Here is a 22,600-nt window from a genome sequence, read left to right on the forward strand (position 1 = left end):
TTTGGTGACAACTGATTGAGTTTTTCTAGTTCGTTTAACTTAGGTTCTTGGTTCATCTTACCGTTACATTACCCAGTTTTCTTAACGAGTGCAACCTTATCTCTCTTTTTAATACCTGAATCCTTACTTAGAAAGCTATGTTCTGGCACAAAAAAACATAGAACAAAATCATCAGAATTCTTAAGGGACTTGTAAAAAATTTTGTAATTCAGGCAATCACTTTTCTTTTTGACTCGATTAATAATGCGATCGCCTTAATAATTTTCCTAATTAGATTATTCATGATTTTAATCTGTTCAATAAAAATAAAAAAAGCTAAGCAACTATTTAGTTTGTCTCAGCTTAAGTTAAATCAATAAAAATATAATAGATTAAGCTATAGTTACATACGCGCCAAAGCAGATATCTTTGATAATATTTCTGGTTTTAAACCTTGTAGATCATCAAGATACAACCATTTTTCTTTAACTAATGCAGCAAAATCAAATATAATAGTAGAAAAATCGCAGACATATTTACCATCTATTTCATATCTTTTAGTACTCAATAGATCGTGTAGATACCATAAATCTTCTAATTTTGTAATTGAATTGGCGCGATCTCGAACGTTAGCAATTAAAGCGGAAGTTTCTCTTTCATAGGCTTTTTGTAAGGCTCTTTGGGCTATTTTTTCCTCCATTTCAGAAAAAGTGTTTTTGCTGGCTTCTAACATTAAGGCAAATTTGAATTTAATATTTAATACATTTATTCTATCGTCAAAATCGTATCATTAAAACAGTCGATCGCATAGTGTTTTTAGCGATCGACTAATTACTAAACTAGTTATTACTAAAGTAATTTTAACGAGCTAGATTGAGTAATTCTTTAGGAGATGCTAATAAATCGATCGCCACAAAGAAAATTTTGTTTTCCGAATTCAGCAAAAATCTCCAAGACATATTCATGCCAACACCCGCACCAAACCAAGGAGTTTGGACTTTTCCTGTAACTTTGATTTGTGTGTAACCATCTTCTACTGGTTCTTCAATACCACGCTCTGGAGCTAATTTCAGATTAGGGCATTCTTCTTTAAAAAACCTTAACACTGCATCTTTACCCACGATTGGCTTTTTAAATGGAGGTTGTAGCGCACCATCTTCGCTAAATAATTTGATTAACTCATCAAAGTCATTAGCATTTAACAGATTCATATAGCTCAATACTGTAGGATTACTCACGCCAGTAATCGCCACCTTAGTTCGCTGAGAAATTTCTGTCGGCGGAGCAACAGGTTCACTCACCCTGTCAAAACTGCCCAATTTACCAGTATCAAAGCCCATATCTACTACGGTGTTACGTAATACGGTGATTTGTTGACCCGAATCTAATCCCTGGAGTGTAGTTAGTACTGCATTGGCATTAGCAGACAGTTTGTAACCTTCAGGAATAGGAGCGACAATTCCTTGCTCCATCCATTCCCCTAATCGATACCAAAAACCCAGCTTAATATTAGGAGTCCAAGTAGCATAAGTACGGCAAATTGGTGTATCCGCACGGTTAGCAAGATCGCACATTGTCTGAGACTGTTCTTGAAAACTCATTGCCTTAATTTGGTCAAGAGTAGGCTCAGCAAACTGCATATTGGCAGCTCCCGGAGCAGCAACGGTAATTGTTTTACCCATTTCCAAGTATGCAAACCAAATCCAGGCTAGTTGGTCTTCTGCACTAAGTTGATTAAATCTAGCTGTCAATGCTGGTACCGCATCAGCAGATAAAGTGTTGGCTGAGAATATATTACGTGCTGAGTCAATAGTGAATGGCATAGATAATTTTCCAATAGGTTATCGTGCAATTAGGTTAAAAACATTGATTGTTTAAAACACCGATTCTATTGTAAACATATATTGAGCAAAATTAATTTTTATTTAGAAACAATTAAAGTTATTTACAAATATCAATGCATATGATAGAGAAATATTTAAGTATAATTAAATAAAAACAAGATCTTTTTTGCTCATTCGTCACATCGAGCAGCATCTTTGATCGATCCACTGTTTAGCTTGACGAACAGCATCCATAGTTGTCATCGCACAAGGGACAGCAACAGCGCAACCTCGATCGTGATTGACCCATGCAGCATAAATACAATGTCCTTCCTCTAATTCATCGCGGTCTATTTCTACCTTGCAGTCACGATAAGCAAAAGAAAGAACAATCTGAGGATAATTTGGCTTCATTATAGTTTTTGCTCAACAAATGAGCTTGAGATTAGGAGTACAGGCGATCCCGAAGCTTATGCTAAAGCACATTGTCCTAAAGGATTAGGAGCTTCGCTCCGTCCGCCTGGGGGCGCGTCCCGCTCCGTATATGGTATATCGCTTTTTTAATCTAAATCTGGGAACAGCGGATATCTAGGAGTAGGATTTGGTTTGATATCCGCTGAAGATTAATTTATGCTTACGCAGCAGCTAGATTTTCAGCCACAAAATTCCAGTTGACTAATTTACCGAGAAAATCATCAATATAAGCAGGGCGTTTATTTTGGTAATCGAGATAATAAGCGTGTTCCCAAACATCCATAGTTAATAAAGGAACTTGGTCGCTCGTTAAAGGATTATCAGCATTAAGGGTTTTAGTAACTTTGAGGGTGTCTCCATCCAGCACTAACCAAGCCCAGCCGCTACCAAACTGAGTAGCCCCAGCATTTTTAAAAGCTTCGACAAACAGCTCGAAACTACCAAAGTCAGCCTCAATTTTTTGTGCTAATTCTCCTGTGGGAGTACCGCCACCATTGGGTTTCATACAATGCCAATAAAAGGTATGGTTCCAAGCTTGAGCAGCGTTATTAAATAATCCAGCTTGACTAGCATCGCCAGCGATCGCTTTAATGACCTCCTCAAGCGGCTTGCTATCTAAGTCTGTTCCCTTAACGGCATCATTGTATTTACTGACATAAGCAGCATGATGTTTGTCGTGATGAAATTCTAATGTGCTTTGAGAAATTGCTGGTTCTAAAGCAGTGTAATCGTAAGGAAGAGATGGTAATTCATAAGCCATGGTCGTTTGTTCTCCTCTCGCTATCAAAAATATTTGGACAAAATACAGGAATATTTCCGTTTGCTACAGTCGCGATCGCTAGCAAAAAACGGGTGTTGAGCCTATTCCTAACTCCATTTGTCAGAGAGACCCCGCCTTAAAAAGACGGGGCTTCCTCTGACTTTGTGATAGTAACGCAGTTTCGAGTAATAAAAAATACTCATCCCCTGGAGGGGGAATAGGTCTATGTGAGCATCGATGAATTGAGACTAACCCTGTTTTAAACAAGTAAAGACTGTACTATTTCCCCGCAGTTAAAATAAATAGGGTGTGTTCCTGCCCAAAATTTAAAATCTTTTAAGATTAAAGGGAAAATAGGCTAAAAGTAATGAAATGGGAATTCCACAACTAGTTATTGGCAATAAAAACTACTCATCATGGTCACTTCGTGCTTGGCTAATTCTGGCTAAACTAGGTATTGAGTTTCAGGAAATTCGTGTACCTCTTTTTAGAGAAGGATATCAAGCAGAAATACGGCGTTACTCTCCAGCAGGCAAAGTCCCCATTTATTTAGAAGACGATCTTACTATTTGGGATAGTTTAGCTATTGCCGAATATTTCGCCGAACAACATCCAGAATTATTGCCTAATGATACCAAGCAAAGGGCTTTAGCTCGCTCACTAGCTGCCGAAATGCACTCTGGTTTTTTTGCCTTGCGATCGCAAATGCCGATGAATTGTCGCGCAACCAACCGAAAAGTAGAACTTACTTCCGAATTAGCTGATGATATTCAACGAATTCAGGCTATCTGGACTAGTTGTAGAAACCAAAATACTCAAACTGGTTCATGGTTATTTGGTAATTTTACTATTGTCGATGCTATGTATGCACCAGTAGTTTTTCGCTTTAATACTTATGGTGTTAAATGCGAGCCAATAGTTACTGATTATATAAGCTGGGTATTAAACGATCCTGATATTAAACGTTGGAATGAAGCTGCCAAAAATGAAACAGAAATAATTCAAACAGCGGAAGTGGGAGTTCAATAACTTATACCTAAAGCGATCGTTTATCCTTTAGGGCTTTTTAATATTTTTGTTGCCAAATAAAAAACGCTCAGAAGCAATCTGAACGTTGGATTAAATATGTAACTTAGCTTAGAGCTTTAAAACTAGCTAATTCGCCTCTAAGATAGATTACAAAGCATTAGCACCTGCAACTACCTCGGAAAGTTCCTGAGTGATTGCAGCTTGTCTGGCTTTGTTGTAGGACAAGGTTAAATTACCCATCAGATCTGTGGCATTTTCACTAGCATTATTCATCGCTGTCATCCTTGCTGCTAGCTCACTCGCTGCTGCTTCCTGTAAAGAGCGCAAAATTTGGTTGTTGAGATACAGAGGTAGTAAAGCATCTAAAATCTGAACTGGATCTTGTTCAAATATTGTATCTTGAGGATATGATTCAACTTCTGAAGTGACGCTTTCTCTTTCTACACCAAACTTTCCACCTTTAGTAGTAAGACGGAAGATTTCATCATCTTTGACTGCTAACCCTTGAGTTGTTAAAGGTAGCAAGGTTTGAATTACAGGTTTAGAAGCAATTAAAGAAACAAACTTAGTATAAATTAGTTCTACTTTGTCTACTTCTTCTGCCAAAAATAAAGACAGCAATTCGTCACCAATTTCCGATGCTTCAGGCGCAGTAGGTATTTGCTCTAAACCAACAAAGCTTTTTTCGATCGGCGCATTGCGGGTTTCGTTACCAAAGTATTGAGTTGCTTTACGCCCAATGACAACGTAAGTATAACCAATACCTTGAGCGGTTAATTCTTTAGCTCTGTTCTCAGCCCTACGAATTACGTTAGCATTATAACCACCACATAAACCGCGATCGCTACTAACTACTAATAAAGCCACTTTTTTGATTTCTCTTTGTTGAAGCAAAGGCAGCTCAACATCTTCAAACTGAAGTTTGCCCTGAATATTATAAAGCACCTGGGCTAAACTGTCGGCAAAAGGACGAGTGGAGTTGACCTGTTCTTGAGCGCGACGAACCTTAGCAGCAGCAACCAGGCGCATTGCTTCGGTGATCTTCTTCGTATTTTTAACTGACGCGATGCGATCGCGAATCGCTTTTAAATTAGCCATATTATATAAAGGAATGAAGAACGAAGGATGAGGAAAAAGTCATAGGTAGTAGGTAGTAGGTAGTCCTAAAGGACGACGCGTAGCTAGTCCTAAAGGACAAGCTTCGCAAATGCTTTAGCATAAGCTTCGTGACCGTAGGGCGACGCGTAGCTAGTACTTTAGTGAATCCTTTAGGGCAAATAGGTAGTAAGTCAATATGATTGATTCTACATGTCCTGCTTCCCCGTTACCTATTACCTATTACCCATTACCCATTACCCTTAAAATCTAGGCTGTTGCCATGAAGGATTGTTTGAATTCGTTAATTCCTTCTTTAAGCAGGTTTTCCGCTTCGTCGGTTAGTTTTTTCTCAGAAGCAATGATCTCACCATATCTAGCTTTGCTACTACCGAGATATTCTTGTAATCCTTGAGCGAAATCACTCGCTTTTTCGACAGGAACATCATCTAAATAACCATTTAAGCCAGCGTATACTTTTGCTACCTGCTCGGCTACTGATAGAGGAGAACCTTGAGCTTGTTTAAGAATTTGACGTAGACGTTGACCTCTGGCAAGCTGATTTTGAGTAGCTGCATCTAAGTCTGAGGCGAACTGAGCAAATGCTTCTAGTTCAGCAAACTGAGCTAGTTCTAGCTTAAGTTTACCTGCTACCTGCTTCATCGCTTTGGTTTGAGCTGCCGAACCGACACGAGATACTGAGATCCCCGCATTGATCGCTGGACGGAAACCAGCATTAAATAAGTCAGAAGACAAGAATATTTGACCGTCAGTAATGGAAATTACGTTAGTCGGAATATAGGCTGATACGTCACCAGCTTGAGTTTCAATGATCGGTAGAGCAGTCATACTACCACCACCCAAAGCATCACTCAATTTGGCTGCACGCTCTAATAAACGGGAGTGAAGATAGAATACGTCTCCTGGATATGCTTCACGACCTGGTGGACGGCGTAATAACAAGGACATTTGACGATATGCCTGTGCCTGTTTGGTCAAATCATCGTAGACAATCAAAGTTGCCTTACCTTGATACATGAAGTATTCGGCGATCGCAGCACCTGTATAGGGAGCAAGGTACTGTAGAGTAGCAGGATCGTTAGCGTTAGCTGCAACAACTACAGTGTAGTCCATTGCTCCTTTTGATTCGAGGGTATTAACTACCTGAGCTACTGTAGAAGCTTTTTGACCGACAGCCACATATACGCAGATTACATCTTCACCCTTCTGGTTGATGATTGTATCGACTGCCACGGCAGTTTTACCTGTCTGTCTGTCGCCAATAATCAATTCACGTTGACCACGACCAACGGGAATCATCGCGTCAATCGCTGTAATTCCTGTCTGCATTGGTTCACAAACTGACTTACGGGCAATAATCCCTGGTGCCATAGATTCAATCAGGCGAGTTTGATCGCTCTTGATCTCACCTTTGCCATCTAGAGGCGCTGCTAAAGAATCGACAACTCTACCAACTAGAGCGTCACCCACAGGAATTGCTGCAATCTTACCAGAAGCTTTGACTGTACTGCCTTCTTGGATTCCAAAACCGTTACCCATCAGTACAGCACCGACGTTATCTTCTTCCAAGTTGAGGGCGATACCTACTGTACCGTCTTCAAACTCTAGCAGTTCTCCTGCCATTGCCTGTTCTAGACCGTAAACCCGTGCAATTCCATCACCTACTTGAAGTACAGTACCTACATTGGAGATCTGAACATCCTGTTCGTAAGATTCGATCTGCTGCTTAATAATGCTGCTAATTTCGTCTGGTCTGATGCTAACCATAGCTTTATTTCGTATGTAATTAGTTTTATTCTGTCTGACTGTTGAGACGCGATCGCTGAGTATAGCTACGTCTGGTTTGTAATTTAGGGATTTAAGCTGATACTAATACGACGGAGTTGTCCGCGAATACTGGCATCAATTACTTTCGAGCCAACTTTTATAATGACTCCACCAATTAAGTCAGAGTCAACGCTGGTTTTTAGCTCTACATCACTAGCATCAGCGATCGCTTTTACTTTCTCAATTATGTTCTGCTTTTGTGAATCGCTTAACTCTGTAGCGGAAGTGACTTCTGCTAGAACGGTTTGATTAAGCTTGCGCAGTAAATTTAGATATTGCTCGACAATTGGCTCTAAAAAGACAATCCGTCTCTTGTCAACTAGCAGCATCATGAAATTAACTAAGTAAGGGTTTGCGTCGCCACCCAACACCTGTTTTAGTACTGCTTTTTTATCTTCCCCTTTAACTACTGGATTAAGCACAAAGTCTTTGAATTCTTTGGACTCTGAAAGTAAAGAATCTAAAGCACGGAAAGTTTCACCAAACTGATTAGTTAAATCACGCTGCTGTGCTAGAGACATTAATGCCTGAGCATAGGGTTCTCCAACTTCACTATTGATTAGAGTTCCACTCATAATGATTAACCTCCTAATTTAGCGATACTGCTATCGATTAGCTTGCGCTGTACGTCGTCGTTGAGCATATTTTCCATTTGGGATCTGGCATTTTCTAAGGCTAATGCCACGACACGCTCTCTTAGTTGGGCGATCGCTTTTTCTTGTTCGGAACTCAGGTCTTTACCTGCAATCTCTTTAAGGCGTTGAACCTCTTTTTCTCCTTGAGCTAAGATCGTTTCTCTTGCTTTTTGAGCGTTTGTAGTTGCTTCAGAGCGAATTTTGGCAGCTGTTTGTTTAGCTTCCTCTAGTTTTTTCTGTTCGTTTGCTAGAGTAACTTCAGCTTGTTTTTTCTTCTGCTCAACTGCTTGAATTTGCTCGGCAATCTTTGAACGTCTTTCGGTCAAAATTTTGCTGAGAACTGGTTTACCAAAATAAACCAGTATTCCTACTAGGAGGGTAAGGTTGATCAGGTTTGTTTCAAAAATGTCTAAGTTTAAACCAAAACCACTTTCAACCTCTGAGTGTGCTTCTGCTAGAAATAATAAAGTCTCTATCATACCCAGTTGAGTTTTGTTATTTTTTTCATTTATGACCGCAATTAATCAGGTTTATTAAACTTATTTGACTAATTCTGGGTCGAGTATTTTTTCTAAGATTTGACGAGACAGAGAATCTACTTGCTGCTCTAAAGTTGCAAAAGCGGCTGCTTTCTGCTGCTCTATTTCTTGAGTTGCTGCTTCTCTTTGGGATTGAACTTCTTGTTGGGCTGCTGCTACTTTGGTTGTCGTAATTTCCTTAGCTTCTGCTTGAGCTTGTTGAATCAAAGCTTGAGATTCTCGGCGCGCTTGGGCTATTTGTCTCTCATATTCTTTGACAATGCTTTCAGCTTTAGCTAGTTTATCCTTAGAACCAGTGTCACCACTGCGAAGATAATCCTCCCGTTCATCCAGCACCTTCATTAATGGCTTGTAAAATACTGCGTTTAACAGTGCTGTTAAGAGCAAAAACTGCACTGCCATTAAAGGCAAAGTCGCATCAAAATCAAACATTTTTTATAGGGCAAATTGGATTGAACAATTAAACCTGTAGAGATACTCAAAGAGTGTCTCTAACAGATTTTAAGCTTAGAAAAATTTATACAAAAGGATTGGCAAATAATAGTACCAAGGCGACTACTAGGCCATAGATGGTCAAAGATTCCATAAACGCCAAAGTTAATAGCAGAGTACCGCGAATTTTGCCTTCAGCTTCAGGCTGACGAGCAATACCAGCTACTGCTTGACCAGAAGCATTACCTTGTCCAATACCAGGGCCGATTGCAGCCAAACCAATAGCTAATGCAGCAGCGATAACGGAAGCAGCTTGAATATCCATGAAATTTTACCTACTTTAAATTTACTGAAAGAACTTAAAAAACTGGCGTGAAGCTATATAAAGCTATATACTTCAACACTTAAACAAACAAAATTTAGAAGTTAGATTGCTTCTAAATTACACCTCTTAATCGTGGTGATCCACTAAAGCTTCGTGTATATATGCTCCAGCAAGGGTAGCAAATACTAAAGCTTGAATCGCACTAGTAAATAAGCCTAGCGCCATTACTGGTAAGGGGATGAATAACGGAACTAAGAGTACTAGTACAGCAACTACTAATTCGTCAGCCAAAATATTACCAAACAGACGGAAACTTAGAGAAAGAGGCTTGGTGAAATCTTCGAGGATTGCAATAGGAAGTAGAACAGGAGTCGGTTCAATATAGTGTTTGAAGTAACTCAGTCCTTTCTTCTTTAACCCAGCGTAAAAATACGCCAAGGAAGTAAGCAATGCTAGAGCCACCGTGGTATTAATGTCATTTGTAGGAGCAGCTAATTCACCCGATGGTAACTCAACGAGTTTCCAAGGCACTAACGCACCTGACCAATTTGACACAAAGATGAACAAAAACAAAGTGCCGATGAAAGGCACCCAGTCACGATATTCTTTTTCGCCGATCTGATTTCTCACCAAATCTCGAATAAACTCTAGGACAAACTCCATAAAGTTTTGAATACCACTAGGAATTTTTTGAATATTCCGCGTGGCAGCTAGAGAAGCTATTACTAAAAGACCGATGACGATCCAAGAATTGAGAAAAACCTGCCCATGAACTGTAAAGTTGCCGATTTTCCAAAGAAAATGTTCGCCAACTTCTAATTCTGCCAGGGTATAAGTATTTAGAAAAGTCAAAGCACCTAGAATTTCCATATGCCTAGATTGAACAAAACATTAAATTAAAACTGTTCTGGTAGTTTCTTTAAAAATCTCTTATTTTAAGCGTCATTTTCTGTTTCTGCTGACCAAAAGATTGACTTCACAGTGTAGATAATGATCGCTGGTTTATAAGTTAGAAATCCAAGAAAAACAGGAAGAATGTGTAACTGTTGCCATTTACTAGCGACTAGTATCAAGATGACAAAAACTCCTAACCCTTTAGCACCAAGACGTTGCTGACCTAGGCGTTCAACATCTTTGGCTAACATTCTCAAATATACAAGCCCGACAGCTGCACCCAATAAATAGTTGCCAGCAGTGTTTAGAGAGCAAAAATACCACACGGGGAAAAAAATGATTCCCATCAATACCAGAGTAGTCAACAACAGCGATCGCTGTAATTGATAAAAATCTGCCATTGAGTCATGAGCTTCTAAAGCATTAGCATCATCATGAGTAATCTGCTCGTCTTGAACTAGTAATGGTTCGGGAGATTGATTAGACAAAGGTACGTTACTCGAATGCGGATCCATTCTTATTTTTGGTTACTGCTACCACTAAATTTTTTTACATATATATAATGTAAATCAATTTAAGCAGCTATTTATCCATTAAAATAATGGAATTTACCTTAGTCCAACAATTGTTTACTAAGGCGCTACTGGGCAATACTACGAACCTTGCAGTAATGCTTTTCAGTCACAGTACCCAGAAATCATATCACGGTACTGTAACCAATTATTAAAAATTTCTGAATGATTGATCCAGAGAAATTTAGTTGAACTTATAGGTTTGAGTTTTTTACGTTCAAGTTCGCGCTCCAAAAACTTCAGCTCAATTTCGAGTTTTGAAAACAGATTACCCAAATGTTCGTTTCGCGATCGCTCGTTGCCGTATTTTTCGTTCAGGAATTGAAGCGAAACCTGTGCATTTACGAGTACTTGATGCGCTTTGATCAGCCAGAATTACGGCGATCGCTAATCAGACTGAATGTTCGCCACATCCAGGAGTAATGGGTTTTATCCAACTGAAATTCGCTGTAACAGAAGTAGTCAATACTATATTTTATTTACAAATAATCTCTAACTTAACAATTAAAATATTTCACAAATATGGAAGAACTATTAGAACTTAGGAACTGTATTCTTAGCCAGGAATACGCAAAAGCGTTATTAATTATTGATGAACTGGAAGAAATGAGTAAAGATGACAAATCAACCAAAATTTCTAGCTACATCATAATTTTGCTCATTCATTTAATTAAACAAGAAGCTGAAAATAGAAGTACTCGCTCTTGGGAAAAATCAATTTTAAATAGCTTAGATAGAATCAAATTCGTTAATAAACGAAGAAAAGCAGGCGGCTACTACTTAAATAATGAAGAATTAAAAGACTTAATCGAAGAAAGCTTTAATTATGCCTTGCGCGAAGCTAGTTTTGAAGCTTTTGAAGCAATTTATAGTTCTGACGAATTATTAGAAAAATTTGACCAAAATAAAGTTAAAGAAAAAGCTTTTGAATTAATTAAAAATAGTTAGCTTTATGGTCTTTCGTAGCTCTAATTACTTTGGATGATGAGTAAAAGCGATCGCTTTAAAGTAAAAATTAGTGGGGTAATTTTGAATTTTGATTGGCAGCTAAATCTGTCAAAAAAGCTGCGATTTCTTTAAAATAAGCTTTAAATCTAAGATAAGTTTTTAAACCATTTTTACAATTATGATGTTATTCTAGAAAAATTTTAAGGTGATAATGAGGTTGAGCTATGGATTCTACAGAACCACCCCAGCAGCGTCCTGAAGAAAGTGTGACTTTTGTTATCAGCAAGTCAACCAGGAACGTGTTTTTTGCGAAAATACTTATACTATTAGGCTTAACCCTACTGGGGGGTTATTGGTTTGCAAGAAAAAGTGCCAATGATTATGAAAGAGGTTGTGAACTAACACAGGAAAAATATTTAGAAAGATTTGACGAGTACAAAGGCGCTTTACTAAATGCCAAACAGTACGATAATCCCTTATATTCAACCTTCCTAATGCTTATAGTTGTGTCCTTCTTCATTGGTTCGTATGAGTTAACTACTTTAATAATTGGTTTTATTATTGGAAAAGTGATTAGAAGGTAAGCTTAGTTCTAACGTAAGTCGCGTGATCTAACAATCCAGTTGGAGCGGATGTGCAAAGTTTCTTTGTATACTGTGCATGTTGCTTAGCCACCGCTCAACCAGAACGTTAATTTATAAATATTTTCCCAGACAATTCTCCTTCGGAGAAGCTTCACCAAAGGTAACTTCAATTGCTATCAAAAAGCGATCGCACTATTGAAAAATAACTTATTTGTAGCGTTTAATGGTTTGCTAAATTGTGAGTATGATGATTTTAGTTCATGGATTTTGAGTGGGATGAAAGGAAAAATTATGAACAATACCTCAAGAACAAACTGGGATAGAATTGATGCAATGTCAGATGATGAAATTGATACATCTGATATCGTGCCTCTTACAAATGAGTTTTTCTCAAAGGCAAAATTGCGAATGCCTTCTTCTTCGTTAGATACTGTTGTTGTTCGTATTGATTCTGAAACTTTATCCTGGTTTCAATCAAAAGGGGAAGAAGCCGCACAACATATGGCTGCTGCTCTACGAATTTACGCAGAAGCACAGAAAAATGCTGCTAATATGCGTCAATCAGCATAACAATTTAAATGCAGCGGATAGTCAGAAATTGTTGGTGTTGAGTTTGAGATAATCTACGATCGAGTTTCATTGCTGCTTAAAATAATTAACTGTTGTTTAAAAAGCGATCGCTTTCAATAGATTACAAAATATTGAATTTAATAATTGATTAATATTTTGGAATCAAAGAAAAAATTGATGGTCGAACACCGAGATATTTGACAGCTAGATGATGTAGCCAAATATTCCAAACAATCATAGTTAGAGACGTAGCGATCGCTCCACCGAGAATTCCCAATAAAGGAATGAGAATTATAGATAAAACTAAATTAATTAATGTTCCGCAAAAATAAACATAGACACATTGATAATTGTGTCCTGTAAGTTGCATAATGTAACCAACACAACCAGAAGCTACATTAACTAATTGTCCAACTACCAAGACAAGCATTGACCATTTGGCTGCTATAAATTCAGTACCAAATAAAGCCAAGACATCATCACCAAAAAGAAATAAATAACAACTGGCAATTAAAGCAGGAAAAAAGATCCAACCGATAATTTTAGTTAGTAAATCTTGTAACTCTTTTTTCTTTCCTTGAACATATAAAGAGCTAAATGTAGTCGCTAAAACTGTAGTACTTGCTGTTAATAAAATATTGATCCAACAAGCCGTTTTAAGAGCAGCACTATAAATACCTACTTGTTTAGCATCTAAAAGAAATCCAATCATAAAAATATCAGTTTGATTGAGAATTAGATAAGCTCCATCACCAAGTACAAAAGGAAGAGATACAGACAACCATTCTTTAGGCACGCGAATAGACTTACAAGCAAGCCATTCTTGAGGTAATTGCTGACAAAACAACCATAATTGTAGAGCTAACAAAACAAAAAGACTAATTATAAAAATAGCGATCGCATCACTACTAGTTATAGGAAAAAGATAGTGTTGTAAACAAAATATCCCCATAACTAAAAATATCGGCAAGATAATAACGGATGGTAAATATGCCAAAATAAATCGATTCAATACTTTGGACATTTCCATTTGCTGTCTTAATAAAGCCAAAAGTGGAATCGTCCAAACTCCTATTAACATTGTTGGCAAATTAAGAGAATTTTTTTGTCCCAAATAAACAATAACTATAGTAACTACAATTGACAAGAAAACACCTGCGATCGCTACATATAGCCAACTGTGACAAATTATGCCTCGCGCTCGTCCCCAATCTTTTTTTACTTCGTATTCAGGAACCAGCTTTAACAAAGCATTTGGTAATCCTAATCCTGCTATATAACTTAAAAATATGCCTAAATTAAGAATATAGTCATATGTTCCGTACTCTGTTGCTCCTAACCAGCGAGCTAGTAGGATTTGAGAACTATAATTAACAACAATTCCTAAGATTTGTAATCCTGAAACTATTCCTATACTTGTGAATAATGGGACTATTGAAACTGGTTGTTTATAACCAGAAAACAGCCAGCTTTTCATATTCAATTGAAAATAAATATTACCTCACAAGTATAATCATCCTTTTAAAAACTGCCATTATTTTATATCTAAATACGCTTAAAAATTGCAAATTATTTTACTGTCAAAAATTTTATTTTCTAATATTCTTTAAGCATTAATTGTCAAGAGTATTTTCACTATACTTTTTTAAAAATTAATGATGAATTGTCGTGCATTTAATTGACTACTTGAAGCAAGATTCTATTCTAAAATTGCCAAAACCTAATTGACTGACAAAAAGTAGATAGCGATCGCTTTAAACTAAAAATTACATTAATCGCCAGGTTCAATTGCTACTTAAAATAATTAACTGTCATTTAAGCTGTGCATATAATAAGTTGTCTACTATTGCCTCACCTTCTGAAGTTAAATACTCAATGGTTGTGGGTATTCTACATAGAGGTAGCATTTGAACCCTGCTTGGGGAGAATTTAGGGGGCTGGTATAGTGGACATTGAATTTGGTTATGTTCAGGAATATAACGTAGAGCGAGGCTTCGGCTACGTGAGCCGTACTTTTGGTAAATCTAAACGTAAATATGGAGATATTAATCGAAGACATAGAGACGGCCTTTGGTTCCACATCAAGAGGGTTAAGCATGATTACCCTGATGTGGCAAAAGAGCTAGACGCTGGATTATTTACAAGCATTAGCTTCTGGTATGAGCTTGACAGGAGCGATAATAATCGCATAAACGTTGGTCAGATCTGGGTAGACCCTAAAGATATTCCCAAACAAAAACGTGACGATTTAATCGCTTACATTGAACAGCAATGGTGTGTTGCTAGTGTCTTTCCTGAATGGTTAGATTCAGTAACGCTCCTCATAGTTGGGGAGGCTCGTAGAAATGAGTTGAAACAACTTTATGACGAGCAAATCCGTCAACAAAAGGAAGCAGAAGAACAAAAACATCTACAGAGACAAGCTCGAATTGAACAAAGGAAGGTTCAAAGTAAAAACGACCTCCTATCAGCCCGCGATCGCTTTCGATCTGAAAGAAATAAGTTGAAAAAACTTTATGACGAGCAAATCCGTCAACAAAAGGAAGCAGAAGAACAAAAACATCTACAGAGACAAGCTCGAATTGAACAAAGGAAGGCTCAAAGTAAGAACGACCTCCTATCAGCCCGCGATCGCTTTCGATCTGAAAGAGGTGTAATTGAGGCAATTTTTGCAAGCAATGAGATGCATGGGTTGCCCCCTGAACTACAAAGAATCGTTCGTCCGTGTCCAAGACGTAGCAGAACAAATCCTCTTTCTCATCAACCTGGTGGTAATGATGTAGTAGTTGCTTATAGTCTCGGTGACGCAATTCTATATGACTGGATCAAAAATGTTAATTGGTATATTAGTTCTTTTGAGCGAGAAGATCCTGGTTTCCATTTGCGCATAACGTCAATATATGGACGTTTTTATGAAGATCCGAATGAACGTAGAATTGGTGTTTTTTGCTCAATATGGACTCGTGAAAGAGATGGGGCGTTACAATCGGCTGTTAAAGCCTGTGTAAGCAGATACCAAAGACAGATGGAGATTGGTCATACAACATTACATCAACAAGCAAAAGAATACTGGAAGAATAAGTACGGTCTTTCTGAGCAGGAGGTGGAAAGTTTGCCAACTCTTTATACGCAATATATGAAAGAGAGAGAAGATGATTTTCTCATTTAAGCAGAATTGTTTTGCACGTTTCACAACCTAACAATCGGGCTGCACCAGAACGTACAAAGTCTTCTAATTGAGTTGCAAGGTTATCTGTGTACGGTGAGCGCGAACGTTAATTTATAAATATTTTCCCAGACGATTCTCTTTCGGAGAGGCTTCTCCAACGCCAAGTTTAATTGCTGCTTAAAATAATTAACTGTCGTTTAAAGAGCGATCGCACTCCTGTTAAATCCAACTGACAATTAGTTAGTATTTCTTGCACCGTCTTTGCTTGGTTTTGTTCACAGGCAAGCATAAATTCATACTCAGCATCAGATAAGTTTGCCATCTGAAATTCAAAATCAAAGAAGGTTTTACTGGGAAAACCTTGCATACAGGGATGACATTCGGGAATGGCTTGATTTAAGACCGTATCATCTGACCAATCTTGTTTACTTAGGGGTGGCTTGCTCAAGAAAAACTCGTAATGGGTCAAACTGGGGTCTAATAATTCAATTAAACGATATAAAGCGCGATCGCTTAAATCTTTTGACCGAGACATCAAATCCTCAGATTCACCGACTAGGCGATCTAATTGCCAATATTTAGGATTAGAAAAGCCGACAAAATCTAACCCTGAAGCTTCAATCAGATCGAATAGCGTCTCCACGTTGTAATCAATTTCTTGGGGATGGACATACATATCAGCAAAGGATTCATCCCGATGATTTTCCAGCGACCAAAGTTTTTTCTCTTGCTGAAGCAAACGGTTGCTTTCAGGTAGGTTGGCAAAAATGTCTCGACCAACTTTTACCCCATCGCGATAGTCACCCCGCTTATTTCCCTGGAGTAAAGCGATCGCTTTTTGCATTAAGCTAATTTCCCAACGTCCTAATTCGGCATAAACGAAGATATGTAAAATACCTCCTGGCTTTAATTTCTGTGCCAACGCCTGAATTCCTTTGACTGGTTCTGGTAAATGATGTAGCACACCCACACAGTTAATAAAATCAAACTCGCCTTCTAGTTGGGTTGCTTCTTCCAATTTAAGGTTGAAAAACTGGACTGGTTTAGCGTGTTTAGCGATTACTCCCGAACGCTGACAACGTTCTTTGGCAACTTCTAAGGCTTTTTCACTCAGATCGATCGCTGTAACTGCTGCTTCTGGATTAAGGTGAATCAGATAATCTGTACCCGAACCTGTACCGCAACCTGCATCTAAAATACGGATATCTTGAGTTGTCGGTTTTATTCCTGTACAAAAACTATAAGCCGCCGTCCAACTCCAACGCCAGTTATAACCAGGAGGCTCTAGATCGGAAAGGGGATCGGGAGGAAAAGGATAGGTGTTGTATAAATTGGCAACGGCTTGGTTAATCGCTTGTGAATCAGACATTAAATAACTTATTTTTTATTGTGTTAAACCAAAGTAAGTACAATGTAATTACTCAAATTGTCATCATGAAAATTGACATTATCAAAACAGGTAATTCCCAAGGAATTAGAATACCTAAGACAATTATGGAGCAATGCGGTTTCAGTGAGTCAGTTGAGATAAACTTGTTGAACAACCTTTAAAATTAAAATGCGATCGCTCTATTCTGTCAGCAAAACCTGTATATCGTTCCAACCATAAGCTATTTCCGTAAATTCAATCCCGCTAATTTTAATCAGCTTTTGTCCTATTCTTTGACCATCAAGAGCCTGATAAAAATGAACCGCTGGATTACCTGCTAAAACCCAAACCATAATTGAGGTTAACCCAGATTGAGATAATCTCAAGGCGATCGCCTCAATCAGACTTCTACCGATACCTTTTCTTTGATAAGCTTCTAAAATATATAGAGCGTAAATCTCGCCTTGATAAGTAAAATCGCCTCTAACTAAACCACCATCTACAAAACCGACAATTTCGCCCACGGAATTTTCAGCTACATAAATGAAATAGTTTGTTTGGGCTTGAGTATTGTGGCTAAGTCTATTTTCCCAGTTATTTTTACGCTTCTCGTAAGATCGCTTTTCGATATAATCATGGGGCAATAAGTCACGATATGTAGTCTGCCAAGAGTCAACATGGACAAAGGCGATCGCTGCTGCATCTTCTAATTTGGCTTCACGAATATTCATCTTCAAAACTTTAAAAATTCATGCTGATTGTAATTTGTGGAGCGACGGCTAGTGGTAAGTCGCGGTTGGCGTTAGAAATTGCCCAGCGTTTAAATTCAGTCATTATTAGTGCCGATTCTCGTCAGATCTATCGGGAATTTAATATCGGTACGGCAAAGCCAACTGTAGAGGAACAAAAGTTAGTTCCTCACTATCAAATAGATATTTGTGACCCAACAGAGGTATTAACCCTGGCAGAATATCAACAGCAAACACAGCAATTAATTGCTAACTATAAATCGAGTATTCCCTTGCTAGTTGGTGGTACAGGACTATATTTGGACTCGATTACCAAAGGTTTGAAAATTCCGCGAGTATCCCCGCAACCCGAATTGCGATCGCAACTAGCTGCTTTAGGACAAACTCAAATTCACGCTTGGTTAACTCAAATTGACCCTGTAGCTGCACAAAAAATTCATCCTAACGATCAATATCGTACCTTAAGAGCCTTAGAAGTCTTTTACACTACAGGGATACCTATTTCGGCTCAACAGGGTGAAAATCCCCCAAATTATCCCATTTTGCAGATTGGTTTAGATTGTGAAGTTGAGGCTTTAGATCGGCGTATTGCATCCCGTGTTCAACAGATGATTGAGCTGGGATTAGTTCAAGAAGTTCAACATCTCTCGGATAAATATGGCAACGATCTGCCACTACTAAATACTTTGGGTTATGCCGAAATTAAACAATATTTAGCTGGGGAGTTGAATTTAGAACAGGCGATCGCTTTAATCATTACCCACACTCGCCAGTTTGCTAAACGCCAGCGTACTTGGTTTAGCAAGAATCAACAGATTAGTTGGTTCGATCATACCAGTCCCGATCTTATAGAAAAAGTTTGGTGTCAAGTTCAAGAATTTATTGCTAGCTAGTTGGCGATCGCGTAGCGTATACCCATTCGGGTACAAGGGCTTGGAGCCTAATCGCACTATGATATTTTTTGGAGTTATTTGTATTACTGCTTGAAGTTTAGCATCACACTTACTCTTTGATTATTGTCACTGTTACTTTTAAATTATGAAGAAATTATTAAGTAACACATAAAACAATTGCTTTTTTATAACAGGACAAAGGGAGATCAGATAGATGCAATCTTTAACTAACAATCAAATCCGAACGAATTTTACTGTTGAAACTGAGTGGGACAAGGGATTTACAGGTAAACTAGATCTGACTAACATGGGCGAAATTTTAGTAGATTGGACAATAGAATTTGAATCTCAGTTTAAAATTACCCCAGAAGAGATTTGGGGTGCAGAAATTGTCAGTCGTTCGGGGAATGTCTACACTCTTAAGCCAGTAGAATACAACAAAACTATTGATTCACAACAAAGTACGTCAATTTTTTTTAATGCCAACAAAATTAACGGAGAAATTCTTCAGCCACAAAAAATTAGATTAGGCAATATCGAGTCTGATGAACTGGAGGTAACACCAGCTAAAGATTCCGACGTAGTAACTCCAGTAGATCCAGTAGTTGAAGATCTGCCCCCAGAAATCTCGACAAATACTGCGCCAGCTACAGAAGCCTCAGATAACCTACCTGCCGAAGTAAACTTTTCTTTAATTAACGATTGGGGTAGTGGTTTTCAGGGTTCAATCTCGATTACCAATAATAGTGAGAGCAATATTGATAGCTGGAGTCTAGAATTTGATTTTCCCAATCAAATCAATAATATTTGGGATGCGGCGATCGAGCAAAATCAGAACGGTAGCTATGTCATTTCTCATAATGCTTGGAATCGAGAAATTGCAGCAGGAGAAACTATAACTTTCGGGTTTACAGGAGATGGTTCTGTCACCACAAAACCCCAAAACTATGAACTAGATGGCTTTACTTTTGATAGTCCTAGTATTCATGAAAGTATTTATACTTATGAAAATCCCGATTTGACTCCAGAATTAAAGCTTAATCAACCATATCAAGGACGAGCTACATTTTTTGATGCAGCAAATCCCGCTGGTGGTTTAGGTAATTCAGGGTTCGATATTCCTACTCAAGACCAACTACACAAAGTTGTAGCTATCAATAATATTCAGTGGAATGGTTCAGAAGCCAGTGGTGCTTTTATGGAAGTATCTGGCCCTAAACAAAGAGATGGCGCAGCACCAATTATCGTCCAAGTGACAGATCAGTTGGCAGAACGAGCGGATGGTATGGATATGAGTGCCGAAGCATTTGCCTTGGTAGCAGATCCCGCTGATGGGATAGTCAATATTAATTATCAGCTAGTTGGCCCTCCTGATGATTACGTAACAGCTTATGGTCACAGAATTGGTGATGGTATTGTCGTCGAAACTATTGCAGGTACTAGTCCCTACTATGCAGCGACCAGATTAAATAATCATCGTTATCCGATTGAAAGCGTGGAGTTAATTGAAGAAGACGGTGATTTGGTCGAACTCAACCGCGAGTCTGATAATCGCTTTGTAATGGAAGGCAACTATCCTCTTAATGGTGTGCAGGATCTTTTAGTCACAGATATCTTCGGTCAGCAAGTAACGTTAGACAACATTGATATCACTAACGCCTCAGCTCCCGATACGATTACTGGCGAACAGTTTACGCTGATCTAAATACGGATGATTGTATAAGTAGGTGGGTGTAATTAAATTATTTTACCTACTTACTTATTGAGTATAATTCTATTTATTGTGAGATGAATCTTATTGCTTTGATCATGAAAAAGATATTCCAGATTTAGCAATTGAAGTGGTTTTTAGTAGTGGTGGAGTAAAAGATCTTGAAAAATATAAAGCTTTGAATGTCAAAGAAGTATGGTTTTGGGAAAATAATCAGCTAAATATTTATTTTAAAATAGATTCTAATTACACTAAAGCTTTGTCGAGTTCTTGTCTTCCTAAATTATCAATAGAATTTTTAAGTAAATATATTAGTCAAGGATTCAATCTGGATAATTTAACTATCCAAAATAAATTTGTGAAGGAGTTACAAAATTTGTAGATAAGCAAATTTTCGCTTATTTTAACCACAATTTAGCCACAGTACAGTACAGGACAACAAATTCTGGCTTTTACCAATAGTTCTATCGATAAATATAGTTGCTGCCCTGATACTCTAGCTAATCCTGACAGACTTAAAAACTACTTTTTGCCTCGTTCAAAAGGATTGCTCAGATTTTTCAGATTAACTGTTCAAAATTAACATGCTGAAAATTGAACTCCAGTTCCACCCAAACCACAGTAGCCATTCGGTACTTTACTGAGATACTGCTGATGATAATCTTCAGCGTAGTAAAATTCAGGCGCTTCAACGATTTCAGTAGTGATCGGATCGTAACCAGCCTTGCTCAATTCTTGTTGATAGGCTTTGAGAGATGCTTCCGCTAGTTTTTTCTGTTCAGGAGTGTAAGTATAAATTCCCGAACGATATTGAGTCCCGCGATCGTTACCCTGACGCATTCCCTGGGTAGGATTATGGCTTTCCCAGAATACTTTTAGCAGTTCTTCGTAGCTAATTTTTTCAGGGTTATAAACCACCAACACAACCTCATTATGCCCTGTCATGCCAGAGCAAACTTCTTTGTAGGTAGGATTAGGAGTATGTCCCGCTGCGTAACCTGCTGCTGTGGTATAAACTCCTTCTTGTTGCCAAAATTTTCTTTCTGCACCCCAAAAACAACCTAAGCCGAATACTGCCTGTTCCATGTTTTCGGGAAAAGGAGGCTTGAGAGGATTACCATTGACGTGATGCTTATCTGGTACGGGCATTGTCTGTTCACGTCCTTTTAATGCTTCATTAGCAGATGGAATAGAAGCTGGTTTGCCTAAGCCGAATAGTCCCATAAGAATTAATATCTAGTTTTTGTTAATTTTTTTTACGATATTTATATCATAAGAGAATCATTAAATTTCCGAATTCGGCTAACCCTACTTCTATTTATCAATTTAAGTAGAAATTCCCACTTTATTTTGGACTTAAGATGAAGAGCATGGTTGAAGCTTGATTGTTGTTCCTTATTTGCTTACGATACTATAGCCAGAAGGCGCAACTATTGGTGAAGTTATATCATTTGTTACACAGTCATTTTAGTTATTTTAGTCAAGTTTAATTAGGAAAAGTTCATGAAAATTTTAGTAGTAGAAGACGATGAGCGGATTAGCGATGCGATGGTCGAGTATTTAAGTGACCTCCACTATGCGGTTGAGGCAGTATACGACGGTCAAAGTGCGTGGGACTTGCTGGATGTATTCACCTACGATTTAGTATTGCTCGACGTGATGTTACCTGAAATGGATGGAATTACACTCTGTAATAAACTACGAAGCCGAGGCTTTGATATTCCGATCCTGATGTTGACCGCTAAAGATACTTTAGAAAACAAAATTGAAGGGTTAGATGCTGGAGCCGATGACTATTTGGTCAAGCCGTTTGAACTCGATGAGCTGTCAGCACGCATTCGCGCTTTGCTGCGTCGTGGTACAGGTAGCCTACCACCTGTTTTAACCTGGGAAAATCTGCGTTTAGATCCCAGTAGCTGCGAAGTATTTTATCAAGAGGAATTATTACCCCTTAGTCCGAAAGAATACAAGCTGCTAGAATTTTTCTTGCGTAATGGTCGTCGTGTGTTTAGTCGCGCCCAAATTCTGGAACATCTTTGGTCTTTTGAACAGGTGCCTGAAGAAGCCACGGTTAAGGCTCATATTCGAGGCTTGAGACAAAAATTAGAAGCTGCTGGCGCACCTCACGATTTGATTGAGACAGTGTATGGTTTAGGCTATCGTCTCAAAGAAGAACCCCAACAGGTTAAATAACCAGCTTGA

At 38.2% G+C, this 22,600-nt stretch carries 25 protein-coding genes; 9 read left to right on the forward strand and 16 right to left on the reverse strand.

Annotated elements, in window-relative coordinates; translation table 11 throughout:
- Positions 1–382: 382 nt before the first annotated feature.
- From KME09_01465 to KME09_01480, 4 genes are all read right to left on the reverse strand, one after another.
- Entirely contained in the window at positions 383–712 is a 330-nt protein-coding gene (locus KME09_01465) for a hypothetical protein (protein MBW4532582.1), read from the reverse strand.
- Between the two features lie 127 nt (positions 713–839).
- A complete protein-coding gene (locus KME09_01470; protein ID MBW4532583.1) occupies positions 840–1,802 on the reverse strand; it encodes an orange carotenoid-binding protein in 963 nt (320 codons plus the stop codon).
- A 198-nt stretch (positions 1,803–2,000) separates the two neighbouring features.
- Positions 2,001–2,219, reverse strand: a complete 219-nt coding sequence (locus KME09_01475) for a hypothetical protein (GenBank protein ID MBW4532584.1) — start codon at positions 2,217–2,219, stop codon at positions 2,001–2,003.
- A 217-nt stretch (positions 2,220–2,436) separates the two neighbouring features.
- Entirely contained in the window at positions 2,437–3,036 is a 600-nt protein-coding gene (locus tag KME09_01480; protein MBW4532585.1) for a superoxide dismutase, read from the reverse strand.
- 372 nt (positions 3,037–3,408) lie between these two features.
- Between KME09_01480 and KME09_01485 the strand changes: the two genes are divergently transcribed.
- Complete coding sequence (locus KME09_01485) at positions 3,409–4,065, forward strand: glutathione S-transferase family protein (protein ID MBW4532586.1); 657 nt, start codon at positions 3,409–3,411, stop codon at positions 4,063–4,065.
- Positions 4,066–4,212: 147 nt separating this feature from the next.
- Here the strand turns inward: KME09_01485 and KME09_01490 are convergent, their stop codons facing one another.
- The 8 genes from KME09_01490 to KME09_01525 all read right to left on the reverse strand — a co-directional run bounded on the left by KME09_01490 (position 4,213) and on the right by KME09_01525 (position 10,348).
- Positions 4,213–5,163: a F0F1 ATP synthase subunit gamma gene (locus KME09_01490; protein MBW4532587.1), complete on the reverse strand. Its 951-nt coding sequence runs from the start codon at positions 5,161–5,163 to the stop codon at positions 4,213–4,215.
- Between the two features lie 267 nt (positions 5,164–5,430).
- A complete protein-coding gene (atpA, locus tag KME09_01495) occupies positions 5,431–6,948 on the reverse strand; it encodes a F0F1 ATP synthase subunit alpha (GenBank protein ID MBW4532588.1) in 1,518 nt (505 codons plus the stop codon).
- An 83-nt stretch (positions 6,949–7,031) separates the two neighbouring features.
- Positions 7,032–7,583 (reverse strand): F0F1 ATP synthase subunit delta, encoded by a 552-nt coding sequence (locus KME09_01500; protein MBW4532589.1) that lies wholly within the window; start codon positions 7,581–7,583, stop codon positions 7,032–7,034.
- Positions 7,584–7,588: 5 nt separating this feature from the next.
- Positions 7,589–8,122 (reverse strand): F0F1 ATP synthase subunit B, encoded by a 534-nt coding sequence (locus tag KME09_01505; protein ID MBW4532590.1) that lies wholly within the window; start codon positions 8,120–8,122, stop codon positions 7,589–7,591.
- 60 nt (positions 8,123–8,182) lie between these two features.
- Positions 8,183–8,614: a F0F1 ATP synthase subunit B' gene (locus KME09_01510; GenBank protein ID MBW4532591.1), complete on the reverse strand. Its 432-nt coding sequence runs from the start codon at positions 8,612–8,614 to the stop codon at positions 8,183–8,185.
- Between the two features lie 85 nt (positions 8,615–8,699).
- Positions 8,700–8,939 carry an ATP synthase F0 subunit C gene (gene atpE / locus KME09_01515; GenBank protein MBW4532592.1) on the reverse strand — a complete coding sequence of 80 codons (240 nt, stop codon included), beginning with the start codon at positions 8,937–8,939 and terminating at the stop codon, positions 8,700–8,702.
- A gap of 126 nt (positions 8,940–9,065) precedes the next feature.
- Positions 9,066–9,809: a F0F1 ATP synthase subunit A gene (locus KME09_01520; GenBank protein MBW4532593.1), complete on the reverse strand. Its 744-nt coding sequence runs from the start codon at positions 9,807–9,809 to the stop codon at positions 9,066–9,068.
- Positions 9,810–9,874: 65 nt separating this feature from the next.
- Entirely contained in the window at positions 9,875–10,348 is a 474-nt protein-coding gene (locus tag KME09_01525) for an ATP synthase subunit I (GenBank protein ID MBW4532594.1), read from the reverse strand.
- A 579-nt stretch (positions 10,349–10,927) separates the two neighbouring features.
- Here KME09_01525 and KME09_01530 point away from each other — a divergent pair.
- The 3 genes from KME09_01530 to KME09_01540 all read left to right on the forward strand — a co-directional run bounded on the left by KME09_01530 (position 10,928) and on the right by KME09_01540 (position 12,507).
- Positions 10,928–11,353: a DUF29 family protein gene (locus tag KME09_01530; protein MBW4532595.1), complete on the forward strand. Its 426-nt coding sequence runs from the start codon at positions 10,928–10,930 to the stop codon at positions 11,351–11,353.
- A 224-nt stretch (positions 11,354–11,577) separates the two neighbouring features.
- Positions 11,578–11,937: a hypothetical protein gene (locus KME09_01535; protein MBW4532596.1), complete on the forward strand. Its 360-nt coding sequence runs from the start codon at positions 11,578–11,580 to the stop codon at positions 11,935–11,937.
- A gap of 276 nt (positions 11,938–12,213) precedes the next feature.
- Complete coding sequence (locus tag KME09_01540; protein MBW4532597.1) at positions 12,214–12,507, forward strand: hypothetical protein; 294 nt, start codon at positions 12,214–12,216, stop codon at positions 12,505–12,507.
- A gap of 148 nt (positions 12,508–12,655) precedes the next feature.
- On the opposite strand, the gene KME09_01545 is transcribed toward KME09_01540, so the two are convergent.
- Complete coding sequence (locus KME09_01545) at positions 12,656–13,984, reverse strand: oligosaccharide flippase family protein (protein MBW4532598.1); 1,329 nt, start codon at positions 13,982–13,984, stop codon at positions 12,656–12,658.
- Positions 13,985–14,452: 468 nt separating this feature from the next.
- Between KME09_01545 and KME09_01550 the strand changes: the two genes are divergently transcribed.
- Positions 14,453–15,676, forward strand: coding sequence for a hypothetical protein (locus KME09_01550; GenBank protein ID MBW4532599.1), 1,224 nt, complete (start codon positions 14,453–14,455; stop codon positions 15,674–15,676).
- Between the two features lie 166 nt (positions 15,677–15,842).
- On the opposite strand, the gene KME09_01555 is transcribed toward KME09_01550, so the two are convergent.
- Together KME09_01555 and KME09_01560 are read right to left on the reverse strand one after the other, a co-directional pair.
- Complete coding sequence (locus tag KME09_01555; protein MBW4532600.1) at positions 15,843–17,045, reverse strand: class I SAM-dependent methyltransferase; 1,203 nt, start codon at positions 17,043–17,045, stop codon at positions 15,843–15,845.
- A gap of 200 nt (positions 17,046–17,245) precedes the next feature.
- The gene (locus tag KME09_01560) at positions 17,246–17,776 is read right to left on the reverse strand and encodes a GNAT family N-acetyltransferase (protein MBW4532601.1); all 531 of its coding nucleotides are present in this window, start codon (positions 17,774–17,776) and stop codon (positions 17,246–17,248) included.
- Between the two features lie 20 nt (positions 17,777–17,796).
- Between KME09_01560 and miaA the strand changes: the two genes are divergently transcribed.
- From miaA to KME09_01575, 3 genes are all read left to right on the forward strand, one after another.
- Positions 17,797–18,687 carry a tRNA (adenosine(37)-N6)-dimethylallyltransferase MiaA gene (gene miaA / locus KME09_01565; protein ID MBW4532602.1) on the forward strand — a complete coding sequence of 297 codons (891 nt, stop codon included), beginning with the start codon at positions 17,797–17,799 and terminating at the stop codon, positions 18,685–18,687.
- A gap of 214 nt (positions 18,688–18,901) precedes the next feature.
- Positions 18,902–20,392 (forward strand): cellulose binding domain-containing protein, encoded by a 1,491-nt coding sequence (locus KME09_01570; GenBank protein MBW4532603.1) that lies wholly within the window; start codon positions 18,902–18,904, stop codon positions 20,390–20,392.
- A 136-nt stretch (positions 20,393–20,528) separates the two neighbouring features.
- The gene (locus KME09_01575; protein ID MBW4532604.1) at positions 20,529–20,780 is read left to right on the forward strand and encodes a hypothetical protein; all 252 of its coding nucleotides are present in this window, start codon (positions 20,529–20,531) and stop codon (positions 20,778–20,780) included.
- A gap of 197 nt (positions 20,781–20,977) precedes the next feature.
- Here KME09_01575 and msrA read toward each other — a convergent pair whose 3' ends face one another.
- A complete protein-coding gene (gene msrA / locus KME09_01580) occupies positions 20,978–21,622 on the reverse strand; it encodes a peptide-methionine (S)-S-oxide reductase MsrA (GenBank protein ID MBW4532605.1) in 645 nt (214 codons plus the stop codon).
- Positions 21,623–21,901: 279 nt separating this feature from the next.
- On the opposite strand from msrA, the gene KME09_01585 reads away from it, so the two are divergent.
- The gene (locus tag KME09_01585) at positions 21,902–22,591 is read left to right on the forward strand and encodes a response regulator transcription factor (protein MBW4532606.1); all 690 of its coding nucleotides are present in this window, start codon (positions 21,902–21,904) and stop codon (positions 22,589–22,591) included.
- Positions 22,592–22,600 lie beyond the last annotated feature (9 nt).

It is taken from the genome of Pleurocapsa minor HA4230-MV1 (assembly GCA_019359095.1).
Taxonomy (GTDB): Bacteria; Cyanobacteriota; Cyanobacteriia; order Cyanobacteriales; family Xenococcaceae; genus Waterburya; species Waterburya minor.

Bases quoted from the DNA above. Each gene is read 5' to 3' on its own strand.
- KME09_01530 (MBW4532595.1), top strand. From the start codon at position 10,928: ATGGAAGAACTATTAGAACTTAGGAACTGTATTCTTAGCCAGGAATAC.
- KME09_01470 (MBW4532583.1), bottom strand. From the start codon at position 1,802: ATGCCATTCACTATTGACTCAGCACGTAATATATTCTCAGCCAACACT.
- KME09_01525 (MBW4532594.1), bottom strand. From the start codon at position 10,348: ATGGATCCGCATTCGAGTAACGTACCTTTGTCTAATCAATCTCCCGAA.
- miaA (MBW4532602.1), top strand. From the start codon at position 17,797: ATGCTGATTGTAATTTGTGGAGCGACGGCTAGTGGTAAGTCGCGGTTG.
- KME09_01480 (MBW4532585.1), bottom strand. From the start codon at position 3,036: ATGGCTTATGAATTACCATCTCTTCCTTACGATTACACTGCTTTAGAA.
- KME09_01465 (MBW4532582.1), bottom strand. From the start codon at position 712: ATGTTAGAAGCCAGCAAAAACACTTTTTCTGAAATGGAGGAAAAAATA.
- KME09_01485 (MBW4532586.1), top strand. From the start codon at position 3,409: ATGGGAATTCCACAACTAGTTATTGGCAATAAAAACTACTCATCATGG.
- KME09_01505 (MBW4532590.1), bottom strand. From the start codon at position 8,122: ATGATAGAGACTTTATTATTTCTAGCAGAAGCACACTCAGAGGTTGAA.
- KME09_01540 (MBW4532597.1), top strand. From the start codon at position 12,214: ATGAAAGGAAAAATTATGAACAATACCTCAAGAACAAACTGGGATAGA.
- KME09_01510 (MBW4532591.1), bottom strand. From the start codon at position 8,614: ATGTTTGATTTTGATGCGACTTTGCCTTTAATGGCAGTGCAGTTTTTG.
- KME09_01570 (MBW4532603.1), top strand. From the start codon at position 18,902: ATGCAATCTTTAACTAACAATCAAATCCGAACGAATTTTACTGTTGAA.
- KME09_01545 (MBW4532598.1), bottom strand. From the start codon at position 13,984: ATGAAAAGCTGGCTGTTTTCTGGTTATAAACAACCAGTTTCAATAGTC.
- KME09_01585 (MBW4532606.1), top strand. From the start codon at position 21,902: ATGAAAATTTTAGTAGTAGAAGACGATGAGCGGATTAGCGATGCGATG.
- atpA (MBW4532588.1), bottom strand. From the start codon at position 6,948: ATGGTTAGCATCAGACCAGACGAAATTAGCAGCATTATTAAGCAGCAG.
- atpE (MBW4532592.1), bottom strand. From the start codon at position 8,939: ATGGATATTCAAGCTGCTTCCGTTATCGCTGCTGCATTAGCTATTGGT.
- KME09_01500 (MBW4532589.1), bottom strand. From the start codon at position 7,583: ATGAGTGGAACTCTAATCAATAGTGAAGTTGGAGAACCCTATGCTCAG.
- msrA (MBW4532605.1), bottom strand. From the start codon at position 21,622: ATGGGACTATTCGGCTTAGGCAAACCAGCTTCTATTCCATCTGCTAAT.
- KME09_01520 (MBW4532593.1), bottom strand. From the start codon at position 9,809: ATGGAAATTCTAGGTGCTTTGACTTTTCTAAATACTTATACCCTGGCA.
- KME09_01560 (MBW4532601.1), bottom strand. From the start codon at position 17,776: ATGAATATTCGTGAAGCCAAATTAGAAGATGCAGCAGCGATCGCCTTT.
- KME09_01555 (MBW4532600.1), bottom strand. From the start codon at position 17,045: ATGTCTGATTCACAAGCGATTAACCAAGCCGTTGCCAATTTATACAAC.
- KME09_01490 (MBW4532587.1), bottom strand. From the start codon at position 5,163: ATGGCTAATTTAAAAGCGATTCGCGATCGCATCGCGTCAGTTAAAAAT.
- KME09_01535 (MBW4532596.1), top strand. From the start codon at position 11,578: ATGGATTCTACAGAACCACCCCAGCAGCGTCCTGAAGAAAGTGTGACT.